The 22,351-nt window shown below is 44.8% G+C and carries 21 protein-coding genes; 8 read left to right on the top strand and 13 right to left on the bottom strand.

The genetic code is table 11. The features are described from left to right. Positions 1 to 126 precede the first annotated feature (126 nt). The 3 genes from MKX36_RS09110 to MKX36_RS09100 all read right to left on the bottom strand — a co-directional run bounded on the left by MKX36_RS09110 (position 127) and on the right by MKX36_RS09100 (position 4,257). Positions 127 to 1,245 (bottom strand): acyltransferase family protein, encoded by a 1,119-nt coding sequence (locus tag MKX36_RS09110; RefSeq protein WP_340864565.1) that lies wholly within the window; start codon positions 1,243 to 1,245, stop codon positions 127 to 129. A gap of 164 nt (positions 1,246 to 1,409) precedes the next feature. Beyond that, positions 1,410 to 3,227 (bottom strand): APC family permease, encoded by a 1,818-nt coding sequence (locus MKX36_RS09105; RefSeq protein WP_013370622.1) that lies wholly within the window; start codon positions 3,225 to 3,227, stop codon positions 1,410 to 1,412. Between the two features lie 193 nt (positions 3,228 to 3,420). Continuing rightward, positions 3,421 to 4,257 (bottom strand): AraC family transcriptional regulator, encoded by an 837-nt coding sequence (locus MKX36_RS09100; protein ID WP_340864564.1) that lies wholly within the window; start codon positions 4,255 to 4,257, stop codon positions 3,421 to 3,423. A gap of 137 nt (positions 4,258 to 4,394) precedes the next feature. Between MKX36_RS09100 and MKX36_RS09095 the strand changes: the two genes are divergently transcribed. The 3 genes from MKX36_RS09095 (at position 4,395) to MKX36_RS09085 (ending at position 8,552) form a co-directional block, all read left to right on the top strand. Next, a complete protein-coding gene (locus tag MKX36_RS09095) occupies positions 4,395 to 6,422 on the top strand; it encodes a beta-galactosidase (protein WP_340864563.1) in 2,028 nt (675 codons plus the stop codon). 67 nt (positions 6,423 to 6,489) lie between these two features. After that, complete coding sequence (locus tag MKX36_RS09090) at positions 6,490 to 7,716, top strand: MFS transporter (protein ID WP_045243869.1); 1,227 nt, start codon at positions 6,490 to 6,492, stop codon at positions 7,714 to 7,716. A 209-nt stretch (positions 7,717 to 7,925) separates the two neighbouring features. Then, positions 7,926 to 8,552, top strand: coding sequence for a BclA C-terminal domain-containing protein (locus tag MKX36_RS09085; RefSeq protein ID WP_017425761.1), 627 nt, complete (start codon positions 7,926 to 7,928; stop codon positions 8,550 to 8,552). Between the two features lie 74 nt (positions 8,553 to 8,626). Here the strand turns inward: MKX36_RS09085 and MKX36_RS09080 are convergent, their stop codons facing one another. Continuing rightward, positions 8,627 to 9,457: a DegV family protein gene (locus MKX36_RS09080; RefSeq protein WP_016819255.1), complete on the bottom strand. Its 831-nt coding sequence runs from the start codon at positions 9,455 to 9,457 to the stop codon at positions 8,627 to 8,629. A gap of 325 nt (positions 9,458 to 9,782) precedes the next feature. On the opposite strand from MKX36_RS09080, the gene MKX36_RS09075 reads away from it, so the two are divergent. Further along, on the top strand, positions 9,783 to 10,304 hold the full coding sequence (locus tag MKX36_RS09075; protein ID WP_016819254.1) for a hypothetical protein: 522 nt from the start codon (positions 9,783 to 9,785) through the stop codon (positions 10,302 to 10,304). A gap of 88 nt (positions 10,305 to 10,392) precedes the next feature. On the opposite strand, the gene MKX36_RS09070 is transcribed toward MKX36_RS09075, so the two are convergent. From MKX36_RS09070 to MKX36_RS09060, 3 genes are all read right to left on the bottom strand, one after another. Further along, positions 10,393 to 10,974 carry an NAD(P)H-dependent oxidoreductase gene (locus MKX36_RS09070; protein ID WP_025364630.1) on the bottom strand — a complete coding sequence of 194 codons (582 nt, stop codon included), beginning with the start codon at positions 10,972 to 10,974 and terminating at the stop codon, positions 10,393 to 10,395. An 80-nt stretch (positions 10,975 to 11,054) separates the two neighbouring features. Beyond that, complete coding sequence (locus MKX36_RS09065; RefSeq protein WP_016819252.1) at positions 11,055 to 11,477, bottom strand: MarR family winged helix-turn-helix transcriptional regulator; 423 nt, start codon at positions 11,475 to 11,477, stop codon at positions 11,055 to 11,057. 191 nt (positions 11,478 to 11,668) lie between these two features. Then, positions 11,669 to 12,820, bottom strand: coding sequence for an iron-containing alcohol dehydrogenase (locus MKX36_RS09060; protein WP_016819251.1), 1,152 nt, complete (start codon positions 12,818 to 12,820; stop codon positions 11,669 to 11,671). 246 nt (positions 12,821 to 13,066) lie between these two features. Between MKX36_RS09060 and MKX36_RS09055 the strand changes: the two genes are divergently transcribed. The 4 genes from MKX36_RS09055 to MKX36_RS09040 all read left to right on the top strand — a co-directional run bounded on the left by MKX36_RS09055 (position 13,067) and on the right by MKX36_RS09040 (position 16,261). Then, positions 13,067 to 14,101: a stalk domain-containing protein gene (locus MKX36_RS09055; protein WP_340864562.1), complete on the top strand. Its 1,035-nt coding sequence runs from the start codon at positions 13,067 to 13,069 to the stop codon at positions 14,099 to 14,101. Positions 14,102 to 14,366: 265 nt separating this feature from the next. After that, complete coding sequence (locus MKX36_RS09050; protein ID WP_025364628.1) at positions 14,367 to 14,891, top strand: GNAT family N-acetyltransferase; 525 nt, start codon at positions 14,367 to 14,369, stop codon at positions 14,889 to 14,891. Positions 14,892 to 14,924: 33 nt separating this feature from the next. Then, positions 14,925 to 15,296 (top strand): iron chaperone, encoded by a 372-nt coding sequence (locus MKX36_RS09045; RefSeq protein ID WP_016819247.1) that lies wholly within the window; start codon positions 14,925 to 14,927, stop codon positions 15,294 to 15,296. 287 nt (positions 15,297 to 15,583) lie between these two features. Further along, positions 15,584 to 16,261, top strand: coding sequence for a tetratricopeptide repeat protein (locus tag MKX36_RS09040; RefSeq protein ID WP_016819245.1), 678 nt, complete (start codon positions 15,584 to 15,586; stop codon positions 16,259 to 16,261). 108 nt (positions 16,262 to 16,369) lie between these two features. Here the strand turns inward: MKX36_RS09040 and MKX36_RS09035 are convergent, their stop codons facing one another. The 6 genes from MKX36_RS09035 to MKX36_RS09010 all read right to left on the bottom strand — a co-directional run bounded on the left by MKX36_RS09035 (position 16,370) and on the right by MKX36_RS09010 (position 22,254). Next, the gene (locus tag MKX36_RS09035; protein ID WP_045243873.1) at positions 16,370 to 17,008 is read right to left on the bottom strand and encodes a GDSL-type esterase/lipase family protein; all 639 of its coding nucleotides are present in this window, start codon (positions 17,006 to 17,008) and stop codon (positions 16,370 to 16,372) included. Positions 17,009 to 17,077: 69 nt separating this feature from the next. Continuing rightward, on the bottom strand, positions 17,078 to 17,500 hold the full coding sequence (locus MKX36_RS09030) for a GNAT family N-acetyltransferase (RefSeq protein WP_017425769.1): 423 nt from the start codon (positions 17,498 to 17,500) through the stop codon (positions 17,078 to 17,080). Between the two features lie 41 nt (positions 17,501 to 17,541). Further along, on the bottom strand, positions 17,542 to 18,096 hold the full coding sequence (locus tag MKX36_RS09025) for a nucleotidyltransferase family protein (protein ID WP_017425770.1): 555 nt from the start codon (positions 18,094 to 18,096) through the stop codon (positions 17,542 to 17,544). 22 nt (positions 18,097 to 18,118) lie between these two features. Continuing rightward, a complete protein-coding gene (locus MKX36_RS09020) occupies positions 18,119 to 19,372 on the bottom strand; it encodes an MDR family MFS transporter (protein WP_340864561.1) in 1,254 nt (417 codons plus the stop codon). A gap of 34 nt (positions 19,373 to 19,406) precedes the next feature. After that, a complete protein-coding gene (locus MKX36_RS09015) occupies positions 19,407 to 21,140 on the bottom strand; it encodes an ATP-binding protein (protein ID WP_330720434.1) in 1,734 nt (577 codons plus the stop codon). A gap of 49 nt (positions 21,141 to 21,189) precedes the next feature. Next, a complete protein-coding gene (locus MKX36_RS09010; RefSeq protein WP_019686963.1) occupies positions 21,190 to 22,254 on the bottom strand; it encodes a cobalamin B12-binding domain-containing protein in 1,065 nt (354 codons plus the stop codon). Between the last annotated feature and the right edge of the window lie 97 nt (positions 22,255 to 22,351).

Genomic DNA, 22,351 nt, shown 5'->3' with positions numbered 1-22,351 from the left:
CAAAAACTTGGATGTACATCGAATATAAAGGGCTGGGAGCTACTTTTCAAGAGGTCTTTTCAATAATTTCGTAGATTTATTCAAGCACTTCAACCAAATGTTATCTGATGCTGCTTCAAGTTGCAACTAGGCAACACTTTCTTTGACCGAATCTTCCTGCTCGCGTACAGATTTTATACGTGATATAAGCTTTTTCCCCAATCGGATGCCGGGCTGTTCTATCCACGTGTAGGTAAACCAGGAAAGTCCGACGGTGAATAGCAACGTCATGATGAACAGAAGTGAGAGGCTGACTAAGGGAGCAGACGGTAATTTAATCTGTACGATTAGTCCCAGGACCAGCATATGCGTCAAATACATGCTGTAGCTGAGGCGGCCGATCCATGACCACACGCGATTAAGTAGCCATTTCGGCTGCCAATGATACAAAGCATACGCCCCTAACAGCAAGCCAACACCTATGAGATAATCCGTCATACCTCCAAAAAACGCAAACAGCACAGTAACAAGCAGAAGCCCCCCACTGAGCGGGTCTACACTTTTCCAATGACGCTCGTCTTTCCAAATGAAAAACAACAATATCCCCAGCCCAAAGACAGGCAACTGATTCGGAAACCATAAATACAAATAATGCCCCCATAAAGATTGATCACTAATCAATGGATATTGAGCAAACACCGTATTTAACCCGAAGCTTGCCACAAGCACCATCACGACAAACCAAGTCGCATGGCGAACCGATTGAATCAACTTAAATAAGAGGGGGATAAATAGATAAAACATACATTCCACCGCAATGGACCATTCCACACCGATAATGCTGTTGATCCAATACGGATTGAGACCATTCAAAAACAGAGCATGGGCTGCAATATTAGTGACAGTAACTCCCTCCTGATCTCCAAGCCAAAATCGCGGACCTGTCCCATTTACAACTAAATAGATTCCTAACATTATGTAATACAAGGGTGCAATCCGAAAAAAACGACGCAACAGGTAGGCCACCATTCCTTCTCTCTTGTCACTCGAACGCCTGCTCAGAGATAGAAACAGCGTAAAAGCGCTAGCCATATAAAATAAAGCGACTCCTTTGGCTCCTATGCTCAAGCCTTTTTGCAACCAACCGTTTAATCCGTCCACATACTGACTGACATGCACAAGTAACACTCCGATAATCGCCAGCGCCCTTAGCGTATCTACAAATTGCAACTTATCTTGTTCTATCTTCCCCTTGTCTTCGGGCATCGTATCCCTCCATAACAATTCTTGATGATACGTTTTGTATCCATAATACACAAAATGTATCACCCAAGTAAATATCCCCATTATGTAAAAAAACACCCTCCGACCGCACCAAGATGCGGTCAAAAAGTGTTGATTTTATCATACTAATGAGTATTAATATGGCTTTATTTGTTTAAATGAAAAGGTACGGTCGTTACGATGACGTCTTTGTAATTGATTAAATAAGCTCTCATCAGCAAACTGGTCTGATTGTGCAGTATATTTTCCCACCAGTGTTTAGTGATAAATTGTGGAATGAGAACTGTGATATGGTCCTCGTCTGCCTTTTTCCACTCTACTGTATCGATGAACTTGCGGAGCGGATTAATGATGCTGCGATAACGGGATCTCAACACTACTAAACGTATACCTACATCCCACTCTTCCCACTTCTGTTCCATTTTTTGAATCGCTTCATCATCCACACCCACATATACAGCAACCACATTGTCCGACAATGTTTTGGCATAGCTGATGGTATTCATAACGACTCGTGTAATGCCTGCCACCGGAATAATAATTGTATTGCCCTTGACCATAGGTTTGTCCTTCGTGATATCAATGCGCAGTTGTTCAGCCGTATTTTTGTAATGTTTGTTGATCTTCATAAAGAAATACAGTACCAAAGGCAGGAAGATAAAGACTACCCACACCTGGCTAAACTTAGTGAAGATAAAGATGAGCGTAATCGACAGCGTGGTTAGCATCCCAACCGTATTAATAGCCAGCTTGACGACCCAGCCAGCAGGTTTGAGCCGAATCCATCGAATCATCATACCAAGCTGCGACAGGGTAAACGGGATAAATACCCCTACAGCATAAAGCGGAATGAGATTTTCGGTATTGCCACCAAAAACGATGACCAGCAATGCCGAGAAGATACTCAAAAACAGGATACCGTTAGAATAACCGAGTCGATCTCCACGAACCATAAACATATGCGGCATATATTTGTCCTTAGCGAGCATAAAAGCGAGCAACGGAAAGGCTGAATAGGCTGTGTTGGCCGCCAAAAACAAGATAAGCGCCGTCACACCTTGAATGATGTAGTACATCACACCGCGCCCAAAAGTGGCATTCGCAATTTGCGAAATGACTGTTTCTTGCGGATTAGGACGAACACCGTACCAATAAGCCAGCAAACTAATTCCGATAAACATACAGCCGAGAATCAAGCCCATCATCATCAATGTAGTTGCCGCATTTTTGGCAGCAGGCTTGCGGAAGTTCGGAATGGCATTGGAGACAGCTTCTACACCGGTTAGCGCCGAACAGCCCGAGCTGAATGCTTTCAGTAAGAGAAACAGACTGACGTTGGATACCGTAGCTCCAAATTGCGGCGCCGCCGCATGGGCTCCTCCTGCCAGATAGTGAATGATACCACTAATAATCAAAACAAAAATGGCAACAACAAATAAGTAAATCGGTATCGCCAGCACCGAGGCAGATTCCGTCACCCCGCGCAAATTCATAATAGTCAAAAAGATAATCATCACCAAAGCAATTGCGATCCGATGATCATGTAACGATGGGAACGCCGATGTAATGGCATCTGTACCTGCCGATGAGCTAACAGCTACCGTTAGAATATAATCGACCAGCAGAGAGCCGCCTGCAATCAGACTTGGACTCTTTCCCAAATTGTCCTGTGCGACAATGTAGGCTCCCCCACCACCAGGGTAGGAAAAAATGGTTTGTCTATACGACAGGATCAGGATGATAAGCAAACCCAACACCGCAATGGATATAGGGATGGAATACCATAGGGCAGCGAAGCCCGCTGTAATTAAAACCAGCAGAATTTGCTCCGTGCCGTAAGCTACAGAGGACAATGCATCTGAGGACAGAATGGCCAGTGCCTTGAGCTTATTCAGTTTCTCATCTTCAAGGGCCGTCGACTTTCGCGGACGACCGATTAATAACCTTTTGACTTTACTCAGCATTTCGTTGACTCCTTCTTTGGATGAGGGTTTTGCAAAAGAACTATGAATCGTATATTTATTATGTCACCTGCACATCAGATTGATGAAACAAATGAACTATTATTTTATACTCCCTCATCCAGAAAAAAACAATAAGGAATGCTCCCTAAAAAGAGCATTCCCGAGTAAGAAAGAGTATTTTGATAAAATACCCTTATGTATACAGTATTTTGAACCTTTCAGGCGTAATTCCTTCCGCTCGGCGGAATGTTGCCACAAAATGACTGACATCTCGGAAGCCTACGCGCTCCGAAATCTCCTTCACCGTTAATTGCGGATACTCCGTCATCATTTCCTTCGCCTTCCGCAACCGAATTACAATCAGATAAGCATACGAAGTCACACCGAACGCTTGCTTAAACAATGTATTTAAATGACGAGCGCTGACATTCATCATCACGGCCATATCCCTTAAACCCACATCTGGGCTGGCATAATTTTGCTCCATAAAGGTCAGTACAGGGGTTAAACGTTCCACATTATGAGAAAGGGAAGGCATCGAGCTATGTTGTCCATGTTTACGCAGCAGAGTCAGAAAACGGTACATATTGGCCGAAGCATCTAATCCAGACAAATCACGTTCACTAACCATGGAGTGTAGCATGTTTTCCCCAAAGCTGTGCAGCTCGCTATCCGGGTTCCAATGATACCCTCGCGTATGCTTCAATCCGAGTGCAGTCAATACAGCAGCGGCGATGGGTCCGTCAAATGTGATGTATAACGTTCGCCATACCTTGGTCGCCCGTCTGTATGCATGGGCTTCGCCTGGCAGCAGCAGGACCCCGGACTGCTCGCCCAAACGGAAGGTCCCCCCTTTATATGTAAACATCCCCTCACCAGACACCGTCTGAATCCAGTGAAAACATGGATAGCCCTCTGGACGGGACACATCCTCCTGTCTGCTATTAAATCCGATACTTTCAATAAAAAGAGGTAAAGAGTGCTCACGAGTAGTCAGGAAAAATCGCAAATGATGGGGAGTCAAAATCATAAAAAGCACCTCCGGCGTATGCGGTATTTGTGTCTCATATAGATCCATATTGTTATATACATGTTCATTTTATTATATTTAAAAGCATTAATTTGTATTATAAGATAGGATTATTCTTATATACAGAGGTGATTGGCATGATAAGCAGCAAACTTCCTAAAGTATTTTACGGTGGGGATTACAATCCTGAGCAATGGGATGAGGCCACGCATCAGGAGGATTTACGGATGTTCAGGCAGGCCGGCATTGATATCGCCACACTCAACGTTTTCTCATGGGCTAAAATTCAGTCTGATGAAATCACATATCATTTTGAGTGGCTAGATCAGCTAATTGATAATCTTTATGAAAGCGATATCTTCGTTTGTCTAGCTACTAGTACGGCAGCGCACCCTGCTTGGATGGCTACCCGTTATCCCGACATTCTTCGGGTCGATGCTGACGGGCGTAAGCGAAAATTCGGTGGACGCCATAACTCTTGTCCGAACAGCCCAACCTATCGGAAATACGCCGAGCAGATGGCTGACCGACTTGCAGAGCGATACAAAGACCATCCCGCGATCCTCGTGTGGCATGTTTCCAATGAGTATGGCGGGGATTGCTATTGTGACAATTGTGCCGCAGCGTTCCGAGTGTGGCTCAAACAAAAATACGGATCACTGGAAGAGCTAAACCGGGTGTGGAATACTTCCTTCTGGGGTCACACCTTCTATGATTGGGATGAAATTGTACCTCCAAATAATCTAAGCGAACATTGGGGAGAAAATCACTCCACATTCCAGGGTATATCCCTCGATTATGCGCGCTTCAATTCAGACAGTATTCTGGATTGCTACCTGCTGGAATATAACGCGATTAAAAAACATATTCCCGATGCCGTGGTAACAACCAATCTGATGGGCTTTTTTAAGCAACTGGATTATTTTAAATGGGCTAAGCACATGGATATAGTATCTTGGGACAGCTATCCCGGAGCTAATACCCCGATAAGCTATACGGCGATGGCGCATGATCTGATGCGCGGCTTGAAGGATGGGCAGCCCTTTATGCTGATGGAGCAAACACCGAGCCAGCAGAATTGGCAGGCGTATAATTCACTTAAACGGCCTGGTGTTATGCGTTTATGGAGTTATCAGGCTGTAGCACATGGCGCGGATACGGTCATGTTCTTCCAGCTTCGCCGCTCGATCGGTGCTTGTGAGAAATTCCACGGGGCTGTAATTGAGCATGCCGGGCATGAGAACACACGTGTATTTCGCGAGGTGGCACAGCTTGGCAGCGAGCTTAATGCTTTAGGCAACACGCTGCTTGACGCAACTGTTCATGCCAAAGTAGCTATTTTGTTTGATTGGGATAATTGGTGGGCTTTGGAAAAATCAAGCGGCCCTTCTGTCGCCTTGAAATACTTAGATCAGGTGCATAAGTATTATGCTACCTTCTTCCGGCGCAACGTACAGGTAGACATGATTTCTGTGGATACAGATTTCCAAAAATATGATCTCATTATCGCGCCTGTACTCTACATGGTCAAGCCGGGTACTGCTGAGAAGCTGGAACAATTCACAGAGCGTGGCGGCACCTTCCTAACGACCTTTTTCAGCGGCATTGTAAATGAAAACGATCTGGTCACAACCGGAGGATATCCTGGTAAGCTGCGTAATCTGCTCGGGATCTGGGTGGAGGAAATTGATGCGCTTCTGCCTGAATCACACAATCGCATTATATTGAAAGAAAAAGTGGGCGTATTAGAAGGTGAATATAAATGTGGGTTGCTCTGCGACTTGCTGCATAGCGAAGGAGCCGAGGTGCTGGCGGAATACGGCGATGATTTCTATCAGGGCAAGCCAGTGCTGACACGCAATCGTTTTGGTCAAGGGGAGGCGTGGTACGTCGCTTCCGACCCTGAGGAACCTTTCCTTGATGGTCTGCTGGGCTACATTTGTGAGCAAAAAGGGATTTCATCCCTGCTGCGTGCTCCTGCGGGCATAGAAGCCACTATGCGGTCCAAAGATGGAAAGTCTTATCTATTTGTTCTGAACCATAATGCCCAGACACAGCAATATCATCTGGATGACCAAAAAGGAAAAGAGCTAATCAGTGGGAAATTCCTGGAAGGAGATATTTCTATTGAAGGCTATGGCTTTCAAGTACTGGAGCTATCCTAATGATTCAAATCTGACTTATACCATTCACTTTACTGCATGAAGGTAATTAGTACCAAAGGAGTTAATCATGAAACGACTGCTATGGATCGGCAGCTTGTCTTATTTTTTAATTGGTCTAGCCCATGTGGTTGTAGGCTCCCTACTGCCCGTGTTGCTAGAGCATTACGGTAGAAACTATACAGATGGCGGAAGCCTGATATTCGCTCAATTTTCCGGCTTTCTGGCTGGAGTCCTACTGTCACCGTGGCTTGCCCGGACTTTCGGCAAACGCCGAAGCCTGGTATTTGCCCTACTCCTGCTGTGTGCGGCTGAAGTGCTATATTCACTACTGCCGCCTTGGGGCTGGCTATATGCCGTCGGGGCAGTAGCCGGATTTGGCTTCGGCATGGTAGAAGCAGTCATAGGTACTATTGTTATTGGGGGTATTACCCAAGGAACGGGCGCGGCTATGAGCCGTCTGGAAGTCTTTTTCGGGATCGGCGCCTTAGCAATGCCGGCTATCGCCAGCCAATTCATTGCTCTAGGTTGGTGGCGACTGGCATTCCCCATCATCTCCTTGTTTGCAGTCGTAGCCACTATAGCCTGGCTGCGCGGGTCCTTTGGCACAATGGACGCTCTATTGGACGAACAAGAACACCGAGGTGACTACCATAAGCGTGCCACTAATTCACTGGAGTCACCTACCGTAAAGGCTTCTAAAAGCAGCCCTATAGGCAATTGGAGGCTCCTTGCATTATTTATCGTTTTTTTCTTTATCTACGTAGGAACGGAGATGAGTCTGGCCAATTTCCTGCCCTCCATGTTCATCGAGCGACTCGGTCTCACACAAGCCGAAGCAGCACTCAGCGTCACCTGCTTTTGGTTGGCAATGGCCTTTGGACGGTTGTTCACAGGCTACATTGCCGATCGATACGGCTACGGTGTCTTTGTCGCTCTGAGCTCACTGGCAGCGACTCTGCTGCTGTGTGTGTTCCCGTTGATCCAAGGCACTGCTGGTGCCTTTGTCCTTATCGTACTGCTGGGACTCGGCATGTCAGGCATCTTTTCCATCGCTCTTGTTTTTGCCAGCAAAATGATGCCAGGTACAGAAGAATCGACGACCAGCCTGCTTATCGGTGCAGGTGGAGTCGGGGGGGCCCTGCTGCCCCTATGGCTTGGAAACAGTATGGATCGTGGAGGGGCAGTTGCTTCAGCTTGGTTACTGGCAGTATTTGCTTGTATCCTGTGCCTGCTTGGCGGTATCCTGTACGCCCTATATGTGCGCAAAAAGCGGCTTCAAACCGCTTCATCATGATATAAGCTACTACTGGCACCCCAAAAGTATCCTTAGTTGACAACCAAGGATACTTTTGGAGGTGCTTTTTACATACTAGACGAATGTACCTTGTACAGAAGCCTGTTTTTAGTCAAAATAGATCGTTTCCTATGAAACACAGGACAGATATCTATGCCTCCTCTAGATGAATGGAGTACTATACAACAAACCATATGGAGGTGTTTGTATTGGGTCGTCCTAAATTGAACCAAAAAAAAGGCCGTAAAAAAGATGTTTTTGTTCGTGCCTGGTTTGATAAGCTAGAAAAAAAGTTTGAGGAAATGCCCCCCAAAAAAAGAAGCCGCTCGAAACGGAAATCGTTTGGTAAAGACATCATTGTCAAAAAGCAAGTTGTACGTGTGAACATTAATCATGATGCTGAAGGGGATTCCAGAACCACAGGTGATATAGCGCAGTTCGGTTACATTTATAATGTGAGGCCCCAACTCGTTTCGATTGAAGGGGAGGTCATGTTCGATACGAACGGCATACTTACACCTGGGATTGCTCACCTTCCAGGGACTACACAAATTGCTGTAGCCGATGCAGGAAAGTATGAAGTCCGCTTTTCGGTGTCGGGTGTAGAACCTAACCAATTCGCCATCTTTATTAATGGCGTACTGGCTGAGGGAACCGTGTACGGCTCAGGAGCGGGAACACAACAGAACACCGGGCAAGCCATCCTCGCCCTGGCATGCGGTGATGTCCTTACTCTGCGTAACCATAGCTCTACTGCTGCTGTTACCCTGCAAACACAGGCCGGAGGAACTCAAGCCAGCATAAACGCCTCTGTTCTCATTAGAAAATTGGGATAGGCTTAGACTCATGCAAAGCCCCAACATACTAAAAAGGGTTTATCCATCGCACGAGGATAAACCCTGAATACTTTTTAAAAGGCGATAATGATCCCTTTGTCATTGGCATACATTGAACTAATTCCCCTGGTGGGCACAATATGAATATCTTTAAATTGATAGCGGTTCTTCAAGGTATTCATTAACTTTTGCGCCAGTCCGGGATTATTGCAATGAGTAATAACGATGCTTTCCCCTTCGGTACTTCGACCACTTTTTTCAATGGTATCTGCCAACTTTTCAATGATTTGATTCTGACCACGGGCTTGAGTAAATAATGCGATGTTTCCGTCACCGTCTGAACCTAAAATAGGCCTGATATGCAAGAATGAGAGTATCTTACCCGTGATTTTATTCATTCGTCCGTTCTTGACCAAATTATCCAAATTCTCTAAAACAAAATAGGTTTTCATCTTGCTGATAAAGCTCTCCAGGGAAGAGATAATTTCGCTTTTATGATATCCTTCGTCGATCAGCTTGCGTAGTTTTAAAGCTAACAAGAGTTGCCCAGCCGATGCGCTTTTCGAATCGAATACATGAACATCCGCTCCCTCTTCTTCCGCCATATCCTTTGCTACCAATGCACTGGAATACGAGCTGGACAGGTTGCTGGATAATGTAATGGCAAAAGAAGTATGCGCGCCTTGAAAGGCTTCCTTATACAGCATAGGTGATGGTGATGCGGAACCAATCTTGGTTGTACAGGCTTTCATTTCTTCCATAAACTGAGGCAAGTCCAATGTGTCATCATCTATGAAGCATTTTTCACCCAATGTCATGTTTAATGGAATCGTAGTTACTTGCATCTCTTCTTTAAGCTCTGTCGTTAAGTCGCAGCAACTATCTGCTATGATTTTATATCTCACCCAGTACACCCTCACATTATGTTATTTTTCCCGTAATTCTTGTTCTGAATACATGCAGATGATCACTAAGTAAGGAAAATTAATTTCATTATCTCGACGTTAAACTAAATATGGATACTATGTACTATAAAGAATTGCCAACAATAATAACAATGAAATATTTGTGAATTATTATCCTTCCCCCTCCACCTATAGACATCTCTCAGGCCGAGAACAAAAAATTCTTTAATCTCATTCATTGACTCGTTACAATAAATAGTATATTCCAGTATTTGCGATAAAATAAACCATGCTAATCTCTGTGATAGTAAGGAGTCTTCAAACTATGCTTAAGCTAATCTCCAAAAAAAGCTTCATTATATGTATTGTTATCCTGATCGCTTTAACGGCATATTTCACAAAAGATCTATGGACGGAGATGTCGGTAAAATCAACGGATCTATCGGAATTGACAATAAACCATATTCCACTAAGCAAGAATATTGCGGAGATTGATTTGACTGCTTATAGAAAGAATCCGGATTTTAACGATAAACACACGAAAGATGCCGATCACAGATATTTTGAAAATTTCTTGATTGTCTATAGCTCTAGTGGAGAGATTATGAAACTGCAAACCTTGTCCGAGAGTGAATTTTCCAGCATCGATGGTCACAAGCTTCAGAAACTTGATGATGTAAAAAATAAATTGGGTAACCATTTCGTGGATCAAAGCTACGACTCCGCCCAAAGCCTAAACGCCTTAGTATATTATGACAAAACAAATCATACAAAGGCTAGTTTTGTATATCCCCATAATAACAAGCAGGATCAGATCGTTGTCTGGACTATATTAGAAAAGTATTAACATTTATAAGAAAAGGCCAACCTTCAAATGCTGGTTGACCTTGTCGTTTAAAGAATGTTCTACGCTTCTGAACGAATATGAACTAACTTTACAGCACTGTTTTAACCGTGTCTTGTACTTGTTTCAACAATCCTTTATAACCGTCTTCATCAAGGTAGCCGATACTTCCAAGCAGCAAGTGACCAACCGATTCAATTCCAACGAAATCAAAAATTCCTGTATCTGATGTGAGCTTCAATCCTGTGGTCATACCGATTTCATCGTAGATCGCGTTGGGAGTACCATGTGTATTCACGATAAACCCTTTTTTACCTGTAAGCAGCTTATTAATCCCTTCTGCACCAGCCGTATAGGCAAAGCCGTATGCAAATACACGATCAACATAACCTTTCAAGATCGCAGGAAGTCCTGTCCACCAAATGGGCGAAATAAACGTAATCGTATCGGACTGCGTGATATACTCCTGCTCTAATTTGATATCAGCCGGTGTTTGTCCAGCTCTCATCGCAGCAGTATCCTCAGGTTTTAATACCGGTTGAAAATTAAGAGCGTATAGATCGCGTACAACGACTTCGTCACCTTTTTCCTTCAAGGTGGTTACAACCGTTTCCAGTATCGCGTGATTAAAGCTTTCAGCGTTAGAGTGAGCATAGATGATAAGATGTTTCATTTTCATGACCCCCAGATGTTTTATTGTTTTATTGTTATTTTGGCATTTGTATAGATATCTATACATTTGTTTAAAAAAATTTAAAACCTGTTTTTTACATGCTCCAGCAGATATTCCAGTTGTTTTTGTTCCTCGTCTTTGAGACCCCCATAGATGGTTTCTTTTAATTTATAGGAGATCGTCTCAAATATAGGCTCCAGCTCTTTTCCCTTTTCGGTAAGATAGATCAGAGTAAGCCGGCTATCCTCCCTTTCTTTTTTCCTTTCCACATACCCCAATTTTACTAGCTTGTCGATCAGAACAGTGACTGTGGGCTGCTGACGAGCAATTTTTTGCGTCAATTCCTTAATCGAAAGTCCATCCGTTTGATACAGAAACATCAGTATTCCACCATGGGTAGGTACAATTCCTTCAACTCCATAGGATTCGAGCTCAGATACAATTAATTTATTGATCGAGTCCCTAATGGTTCCTACAAGTGCAGCTGCATTATTTTTTAACATACAAGCATTATTGCATAGACATCTATATAAATCAAGTATTCAGTCAGTCTGATCGGATTTTCACGTATGAAATGCTTCAATGAATAAGATTTAAGTCTGTTATAATGAGAATGCAAAGGGCCGTCCCTGGTGTTCTTAATCAGTTCCTGGGACAGCCCTTAAAGTATATAACAAAATAATAGCAGTATGATTTATAGAATTTTCTTAAACATTTCGATAACTTGTTCTTTGCTAGGTATGAACGGATTGCCCGGAGCACAAGCATCCTTCATGGAGTTTTCGGCAAGCAAATCTAAATCCACCTCATTTACACCTAGTTCAGAAAGTTTGGCAGGAATCCCTACTTCCTTCGACAGGTCTTTGATTCTTTGAATTACATAGTCCGCGCATTCTTTATCCGTTTTCCCCTTATCTTCAAAACCGATTACCTTAGCGATGGCACGAAACTTCTCTGGTACATGCTTGGCATTCTCCTCCTCCACAATCGGCAGCAGCATGGCATTGCAAACCCCATGAGGCAAATCGTATACGCCGCCTAGCTGATGGGCCATAGCATGGACGTAACCCAACCCGGCATTATTAAATGCAAGTCCTCCCAAGAAAATAGCGTAAACCATTTGTTCACGTGCTTCTATATCATGACCGTCGCTCACTGTACGGGCCAAGTTGTTAAAAATAAGTTCTACTGCTGCCAACGCGGTCGCATTTGTAACAGGATAAGAACCCGGAGTAACCAAAGCTTCAATGGCATGAGTCAAAGCATCTAGTCCTGTAGCTGCCGTTAATGCGGCGGGTTTGTCTACCATCAGTTCAGGGTCGTTGACTGAAATCGTAGCTACGCTATTCTTGTCAACCATAACCATTTTGACTTTGCGCTCTTCGTCCGTAATGACATAATTGATTGTAATTTCTGCGGATGTTCCTGCCGTTGTATTAATGGCGACAATGGGCAGCGATTTATGCTTGGATTGATGAACGCCCTCATACTCCGTTATATGTCCCCCATTGGTAGCAATAATGCCAATTCCCTTGGCCGTATCCTGTGGGGATCCTCCACCAATAGAAATTAAAAAGTCGCAGCCGTTGTCCTGTAGAAATTGAACGCCATCATGTACGTTTTTACAGGTTGGATTGGGCTTGACCTCATCGTATACTACATAGTTCAAGCCAATATCATTCAGCAAGGATGTGACCTTGCCTGCAATTCCACTCTTCATCAGAAACTTATCGGTCACGACCAGTGCTTTGTTTAAATGTAGTTCTTTTATATAGGGTCCAACTTCATGCAAACAGCCTTTTCCCATCAGATTGATAGATGGTACAAAAAATACATGTGCGCTCATAAAAATCTGCCTCCTAAGGATTCACTTTTGATCCCTCGCTAAATACAGAACTACTCTAAAGTGAAACATTTCACATTTGTAATTCTATCTTTATTTAATTTTGATGTCAATATAAAAACACAGATATAACTTTGTTTTATTTTTGTTTATTTTGGTTTTTGAATTAATCCAATAATTGGTACACAACTAATCGGAGGCAGTCTCGTACAACTTAGATGAACAACTTAACAACGAGGTGATGACAGCATGACAATCAACAAGAAAGTATGGCTGGGTCTGCTGACCGTATCACTGCTGCAAGCAACCCCATCTTACGCCAAGTCGGCGCCGCTAACTTCAGTAACAACCGTTTATGTGGATGACCGCCCGCTTGAACTTACTGCCCAACCGCTACTGCTAGACGGGACAACGCTCGTCCCTATGCGTCAGTTGTTTGAGGCGCAAGGAGCTGTGCTTTCCTGGAACGGAGCCAGCAAAACCGTAACAGCAACCAAAAACGACACGACGCTGACCTATCGTATTGGAGAAGTTGCTGCCACCCTCAACGACAAAACTCTGTCCCTGAACGTTCCCGGACAGATTGTTAAGGGCAACACAATGATTCCACTGCGTTTTGTGAGCGAAGCACTCGGGAGCACAGTGAAATGGGACGCTCTAACCCGGACGATCCGAATTGCCTCTAAAGAAGACTTTTTCACAACGATTCTTTTTGGAGTCAACTTGCGCAGCAAACCAGATTCATCAGAAGCTTCCCCTTCCCTGCGGCTTATTCCAACCGGTGAAAAGGTTCATGTCATCCGCGAGGTTAATGCTCTCTGGCTGGAAGTGCGCACTAAAAACAACCTGACCGGATACATATCTGCTAAACCAAAATACAGTGATTACACCAGCACTTCTCTAGCAGAACGGCAGGGTGATGAACTGATCGCCTACGGGCAAAAATTCCTTGGTACCCCTTATGAATTCGGCGCAGCAACCGGACAGACAGCGACCTTTGATTGTTCCTCATTTGTAGGGGAAGTGTTCCGACATACGCTCTCTATCGACCTCCCCCGTGTCTCTTACGATCAGGCTAAAGAAGGCCGGGAGGTGGGGCTGAACGAACTGCGCAAAGGTGACCTGCTGTTCTTCAGTGCGCGTGGGCTGGAGATCGGCCATGTGGCGATCTATGCAGGGAACAACAAATTGCTGCATACTTTCTCCAAAGAGCGCGGCGTTCATTTTGATACGTTTGACGATAAATGGAAGGAACGTTTCGTAACAGCCCGTAGACTGTTTTAAGACGGACTGGATAGCCAATAACAGCAGCTAATCCAGTACCACATTCAATTTTTTCTGTTTGCCTTTTGCCGGACGCCTCCCTTGCGGTTTGCGTTCAGGCGGCAAAAGGATTGATTCGTACCCCTTATTCAACACGTAATTCGATCCTCTTCTTTAACACTTTCTCTTAAAATCTTGAATATTCCATCAGATCTGCTTAAATAGGTTTAATAGCTTGTCGAGAAAACACGAATATGTATGCTAATGATGGACAGGAGGAATCGTTATGCAATTTGAGACAGATCGGCTCATCATTCGTGATATTTGCAGATCCGATTGGGGAAGTATACATACCTACACGTCATTGCCCCAAGTTACTAGGCACACAGCATGGGGACCCAATACAGAAGAAGATACAAAGGCATATATAGAACAAGTTCTAGCCTCCCAGCAGGAAAAGCCACGACAAGACTACGAACTAGCTATATGTCTGAAAAACACTGGAATTCTGATCGGCGGTGTTGGTATTCATGTCAAAGATACTAATGCAGAAGTGGGTTATATTTTAAACCCAGATTATCAAGGAAAGGGTTATGCAACAGAAGCGGCACGAGCCCTGCTAGGATTTGGATTTAGTACACTTGATGTCCATCGTATTTATGCAACATGTCGTCCAGAAAATAAAGCTTCTGAGAAGGTTATGCAACAGATCGGAATGCAACGTGAAGGTATAATGCGAGAACACTGGTACTACAAAGGCGAGTTTCATGATTCATATTTGTACTCTATTCTTGTTGAGGAATTCCTCTAAACGATACAATTTTGATTTTAGGAGGGAACTTACATGGAAGCTTTTGCAGAATATTTAGCGCATATTGATAACCCGCAACATCAAGCCCGAACGGAAGAGGTTTTAGCTTGGGTAATCAAGAAGTTTCCAAATTTAAGGCCAAAAATTGCGTGGAAACAGCCTATGTTTACGGATCACGGCACATTTATTATTGGCTTTAGCGTAGCCAAACATCATCTAGCCGTTGCCCCTGAAAAGGCAGGGATTCATCATTTTTCTGAGTTAATTGTGCAGGCTGGCTATAATCACACCAAGCAGTTGGTACGTATCCAGTGGGATAGTCCAGTTGATTTCGCATTACTTGAGAAAATGATCGAGTTTAATATTTTGGATAAGGCCGACTGTTCAACCTTTTGGCGGGAATAAAAAAAATAGGATGGGCCAATGCAACTAACTCATCTGCATATTCCCAAGTTGTCTTCAGTCACTCAATGTAATACTGATATTTCTCATGCTCCTCCATACAAGGAGGAGTTTTTGTACATACGAATTTTCACAAGCATCAATCTAAACGCTGTATACTCTACCATTTCCCCACCAACATTGAAAGCTATCATTCTTCGAAACCTCATCATGCTAATGCCCCTTAAAGCGCCTCTATGCTATAATGTGGAAAGTATGGATAGCTACATATACAGGAGGATTGGAGCAGAATGATTGGGAAATTTTTGATTTTCTCTCTACTGTGGAGTTTGCTCGGTAACCCGTTTTTGGCAATGCTCGTACTCTTAATCTTGATCTATATATTGGATCGCAGCTTTGTCGGTGTATTGCCCAGCATCAGCAAACCGTGGAAAAGAAGACGCAATGCAGCACGATTGCGTCAACAGATTGCGTTAAACACCAACGATGTGGCTGCCAAGTTTGATTTGGCTCGAATTTGGATCGAAAGCAAGAAATACTCGCAGGCTTTGGAGCTACTATTGGAAATTCAATCCCGATATGAAGATTCAGCAGACTATTGGAACGCGCGGGGTACGGCTGAGGTACACACAACCCATCTGGAGGATGGAGAACAGCATTTACTCAAGGCACTGGACATTAACCCACGAGTGCAATACGGTGAACCCTATTTGCATTTAGCCGCTGCTTTCAAGGAACGTGACGTAAATAAGTCACTACACTATCTACAGCAATTTCAGGAGATCCAATCTTCTTCTAGTGAGGGCTATTATCTGACAGGCCTAATGTACCGTATGCTGGGACGCAAGGATGAAGCCAGCGCTGCATTTAACCAATCCATTGCTGTCTATCGTTCTCTGCCCAAATACCGCAAACGAAGTGAGCGCAAGTGGGCTGCTCGTAGCTTATTCCGTAAATTAATCGGCTAAACCGCACACTGAAACGCAAAAAAAGAGGCTTATGATGGTCAGTTCCTACTGCCATCATGAACCTCTTTCTTTCATATACTTTGTCCGATCCGAAGCATCCGCTCACACTCATCGTAACGGCGCATAACCAAGTCGATTCAGTTCTTCCGCAATCACACGATAACCACGGCTATTCGGATGTATCCGGTCCAGCGAAAGCAATGCCCGTTCATTGCCTTCGAACGCAGGATAAATGTTCGCTACCCGGTAATTGGGTCCACCCAATGTATAGAGAAACGAGTTGAATTGGCGTACATATACTCCCGCCTCTCTTATCCCTGGAAAAGGATTATATAATCCCACCATTCGGATGATAAATGGCTCACGCTGACCGGACTTTATTTGATACAGGGCATGTACAATTTGGCGTACATGTTCTTTGGTATGATTCAGTGCTTGTGGAATGGAAGAACCTGAAGAGCCTGGGCCTCCAGCAAGTGTACTGATATATGGACGTAGATCATTGCCGCCGATCGTCACCGTTATGAGTTCAGCCCGATTGATTGCTGACCGAAAAAGCGGATTGTTGCGAACCATAGACAGCAGCTCCTGCGATGTCAGTCCGTTGATTCCCAGATTCTCGTAACTGACTGGTGTACGGAGATATCTTTCTGCCATTTGCCGATAGACAGGTACAAAGCCGCCACCTAGCAACGTCCCTGCACCTGTCGTTAAAGAATCTCCAATCGCTGTGTAGTGATACGCCAATGAACCCCACCTCCCTCCGACATAACATATATTATGTAGAAAAAAAGGAAGCGGGACCCGGAGATTCGCTTATTCTTCGTCTATTTCATATACACAATGAAATTGCCCACCATCTGGCAAATCCTCTGATCCATATACAGCAAACCCCACGTTGCGGAAGAAATCTGCCCCCTCCGCATCTGTATCCACCATAAGTCGCTTCGGGCTACGCTCCTTAATAAGCGTAAGCAACATCCCTCTGCCATAGCCTCTATGACGATTTTCAGGCAATACAGCCAGATGATGGAGCACAATCGTTCCATCCTCCCGCTCCTCAAAACCGACAACACCTACAATAAGTCCTTCATCTTCCACACCGAACAACTTCCATTCATCCGAGGCTTGATAAGCACGCAAAGCTGCCTCTCCGCGTTCAGGATGATCTAGCACGGCGTAGGTAAGCAGCTCCAACACCTCCTCACGAGCTGAATCTGGTTTTATATTTTTAAACATCGTTAGTCGTCTCTCCTTACAATCTGAAATGAGATTACACTTTAATTCTCCACAATAAGCAACGGCCAGTTATCTAGCCACTGTTTTTCAAATACACGCTGACGAAAAGCCGTAGTGTGACGGAACAATGGGCTTTGACGTACCCGCATATCCAGCAGATCTTCCAGCCCATGCGGACAAATGACCTCCATTTGATCCTTGGCATTCAATCGAATGGCTACAGCAGTTGCCGTCTCTGGCCAGCGACTCATCGCATCCTCTATCGAGGAATACGGAGCCTCCCCATTGCGAATATGCATCCGAGCTTGATTTTTGACAGACCAGTTGCGTCCCGCCTGTTTACGATTCAAGGACTGCTCCAGAAATTCATCTCGTTCCTCTAGCGTATTTTTGGGGTCAAAATAAATAACATCGATATCGTTTAGTGGTGTAGCCGTTGTATAACCATGTAGCTTGTCCCACACACGGTTGCGTACATAGCCCGCGGCTATACAACCTTGCGGAAGCTTCAGCTCTCGCACATAGCGCAAGTCTTCCAAGACCTGTGGATCATTCATATATTGTATGATTCGTAGCACATTTTCTTCCGACTTCATCCTGTACTCAGCCCCCTTTTTTTTATGATGACAGTTGCTGCACAGACTCTCCTCCTTGAGCCGCGAACCGGGCTGTACGCTGCGCCAAACGGCGGCGTGCGACCAGCAGGAAGGGAATACCGATCACAACCGACAGTGCAACCGGAACAAACACGGCAAGCGGTGCCGTTTGACCATAGACATCCAGCAACCAGCCACCAAATAAAGGAGCCAGTACACTACCCAAATTATTAAAGCCGATCGTACCGAAGTAGGTCCCTTTATATTGAGCATCAGCAATTTGATCAATCAGTACGTCCAGCATCGTGAACAATAATACTTCGCCTATTGTAAACAGCACCATATCCAGTATAAACATCCAGCCTGAGTTTAGCATACCGCACAGCAGCAAGCTGACCGCAATACATATATTCCCTGCTATTAAGGAATTCACTGGAGAAAAGCGGCTTGCCAGCCGCACCAGTGGATACTGAAAAGCCAATACGCAAACCGCGTTGACCGTTAGCATGTATGTAAACCACCGGGTACCTTCCTCGAAGGACAACGATAAAAATTGAGGCATTGTCGAATTGGAATGGGCATAGCCCATTACGCAGAATACAGTTCCCAACAGAATCGGCATAAATATGGGATCTCTGCTGGCTGTTCGGAACGCCTCGCCTATCCGCAGCGGAGCCTCTCCCGCTGTTGTGCCTACATGCAGATCCGATGCATACCGAGTAAACTGGATCAACAGCAGTACCCCGTACAGAGCATACACACCAGCGGCTACCATGAACGGCGTACCTGTAGATGCCGATCCCAACATCAAACCAAGCAGCGGTCCTGCCACCACACCAACATTAATCGCCGCATATCTCATGTTATAGACAAGCAATCTCTTCTCCTTGGGGGTTACATCGGATAATAGCGCCCGCGAAGTTGGCTCGAACAAGGATCTGCACAGTCCATTCAGAGCATTAATAACAAAAAAGGCCCAAGCCGCTTCTGCCAACGCAAAAGCGACAAATACAAGCGCCCAACTCGCGATGGATACCAGCATGACCTTACGTCGTCCGATCCGATCTGAAATATATCCACCGTAAAAGCTGGCAAAAATGCCAACCAGCGAGCTGACCGATACGATCACCCCCGTATGAAAGGGGGTGACCCCCAGACGGGTGGTCAGATAAATAGACAAAAATGGGATACTCATAGAGGTCGCCATCCGACCAAAAATCGTACCCGCTATAATTGTCCAGGCCAGCGGGTGAATGGAACGCAGCTGTTCTTTCATATATATATTTTAGGTCCTCCTTCTAGGTACAAGTCTAACAAGGGGGAGTCAGTCTCGACTGGTGAATATAACGTTCCAGTTCTAAACACGTTGCCTGATAAACAGACTGGAGCGCAGACAACTTCCCTTGTACATTCTCAAGTCGGTTCTCCCGTGCAAGCTGTTCAATATCAGACAGCAATTTGGACAAACGCCCGACACCTAGACTCACGCTGCCTGATTTCAACTCATGAGCAGCCTCTACTACTTTTGTGGCTTCGCCCGCAGCAACCAGTTCTTTTAACTTGTTGATTTTGGCAGGTGTATCACTGGTATACATTTCGACCAATGACTCAAGTAATCCCGTGCTACCATCCTCGTCCAGCAGCATGATCTCACGAATAACATCCTCATCCAAAATAGGCTCAGATTCCGGAATGGGTAGCCATTTGGCCAGCTTTTCTGAGAGATTTTCAATCGTCACTGGCTTCATCAAGTAATCGTTCACACCAATCTTCCGCCCACGAGCCTGGTCTTCCTCGGACACATTTCCGGTCAAAGAAATGATCGGCACAGGCGGCTGTTGGTTTTCTGCTTCCCACTGGCGGATCGCTTTCGCCGCATCGTGACCATTTAGCAAAGGCATATGATGATCCATTAGAATGCAGGCGTAGGATCGTTCGGAGGCCGCTCTTACTGCAGCTTGTCCATCCTCGACAAAGTCAATATGCTGGAATCCCAGGTGGTTGAGCTGTAATTGCACTACTTGACGATTCACCCGATTATCCTCTGCTACCAAAATAGCTTGAGAATGACTATGCTCACGAAGCAACTCGCTACGTACCGTCAATTCACCATTTTCATGTTCTTCTATTTCAACTGCCTGTCCTGATGCCTTCCTGAAGGGAATTTCAAACCAGAACGTGGAGCCTTGGCCTTCTTCGCTAACGACCCCAATCTCTCCCTGCATAAGTTTCACAAATGAGCTGCATATCCATAGCCCCAGTCCCGTTCCTCCATATTGGGAGGCGCTGCCTTCACCAGCTTGCACATAAGGCTGAAACAGCTTGTCCTGATCCTCCGCTGAAATCCCGATGCCCGAATCCTGCACCTCAAAACGAACACGTTGGGAATCCTTAGTTTCCTCAACCAATTTTGTCCGAACAACAAGGTTCCCTTCGCTTGTAAATTTATTCGCATTGTTCAACAGATTAAGCAAGATCTGCATAATCCTTGCCGAATCTCCTTCGAGATGCTCTGCCACGGCACGATCAGTCTCTATACTCAACTGGTTGCCCATCTGATAAATTTGCGGCTCCAACAACTGGGCAACATGGCTCATAATCGCCTGAACTCTGACATTTCCGATCTCTAACTCCATCTGTCCTGCTTCTACTTTGGATATATCGAGCAGATTATTAATCATGTTTAGCAGCAGAGAGGCCGACTCACGTATCACACCGATGGCCTGCCGCTGATCTGGAGATAGTTTGGATGAAGCTAACATTTCGATCATCCCCAAAATTCCGTTCATTGGCGTTCTAAATTCATGACTAACCACGGCGAGAAAAGTGCTCTTCAGGTCATTAGCCCTTATCGCTTCTTCCTTTGTCCGCTTTAATTCCGCATTGCTTTTGGCAAGCTGACGCTGCAGATTGACCAGTTCGTTGTTCATTGCTGAAAATTCATTCAGCAGCTTTTCTTCCTCAGCCTTGCTTTTCAGAACCTCATCCGTTAATTGTTCGACCGTTCTCCGCAGGACAGCCATTTCTGCTGTCGGTTCCTTCATATTAAAAGGCCCCCTTTACAAAATGACTTACGGGTTGCCAACACTAACATTATCTCTTGAGCGAAAGTATGTCCTCTGCTACCTCCAGCGCTTCCTCCGCACCTGGTGCATATCCATCCGCTCCCACTTCCTGCCATAAGTGTGAATCAAGATTAAAGGGCAATCCACCGACCATAATTTTCACATGACTCGTAGTAGTATTTTGGCGGATCACAGTAATCAGCTTTTTCACCAGATGGACATGGTAAGCCATGGTAGCTGAGATAGCCACCACATCTGCGTTGTAGCTCACAATGGCCTGAAGCAGACTCCGATCAGGTACATTGGCACCTAAATAGTACGTATCCCAGCCATCCATCTCGAAGATATCAGCCAGCATACGCAGGCCTATTTCATGCTGCTCGCTGCCTACACATGCTGCTACGAGGCTGCGTCCCTTATTTCCAGCACCTATCCATCTGGGGTACAGGCTGGAAATAATAAACTGAGTCGCGGCAGTACAAAAATGTTCTTGACCAACCGTAATTTTGCCTTCATGCCACAGACGACCTATTTCATATTGCGAAATTTGAAAAATATATTTATAAGTATGTTGAATAGACATACCTTCATCTAGCAAATGGACGATCCAATCCAAAGCCTGTCTGCGATTACCAAACAGTAAATATTCCAAATATTGAGTCACATCGGCAGCATAGGGATTATCATCTGTAATAAAAGAGGCGTACTCCTCTTTCTTCCCAATTTGCTGTATCCCCAATTCCAAATGCTCCAGCACCACCGTTTTTTCCCTGTGGTGAAAGTGCTCTACCAATGTCTCCCGAATTAATTGAAAATTGATGATCAAATCTTCTTGGGTTATGCCGAAACCTTCTAAAAGTCTCTTTAACCAGGAAACATAATACGTAAATAAAATAGGACTGCTCACGATTACACTTTCAGCTAAATAGTTCAAACTATATAAAGAGTCCTGTTTTGTCTTTATTTTACCGTTGTCCCCAAAGCGCTCCAAAAGATCTGGCTGTAATTCGTATTGTTTGTGGGTAACTAGCTCAGCCAAATCTCCTGCTTGCATCAATAGCGACTCACCTGCGGTATATTGCTGTATACTCATGTACAGCTCCTTCCCCGACAAGGTATTTGTATATGAAACAGGTTCTAGGGATGACCTCAGATCGAGACTATTAGACAATTATACCTGATTTGCGTCC

Origin of the sequence: Paenibacillus sp. FSL W8-0439, assembly GCF_038008995.1 — a bacterium.
In the GTDB taxonomy this organism is placed as follows: Bacteria; Bacillota; Bacilli; order Paenibacillales; family Paenibacillaceae; genus Paenibacillus; species Paenibacillus polymyxa.
The sequence above is the reverse complement of the archived record's forward strand: the minus strand, read 5'-3'. Positions and strand labels throughout refer to the sequence as shown.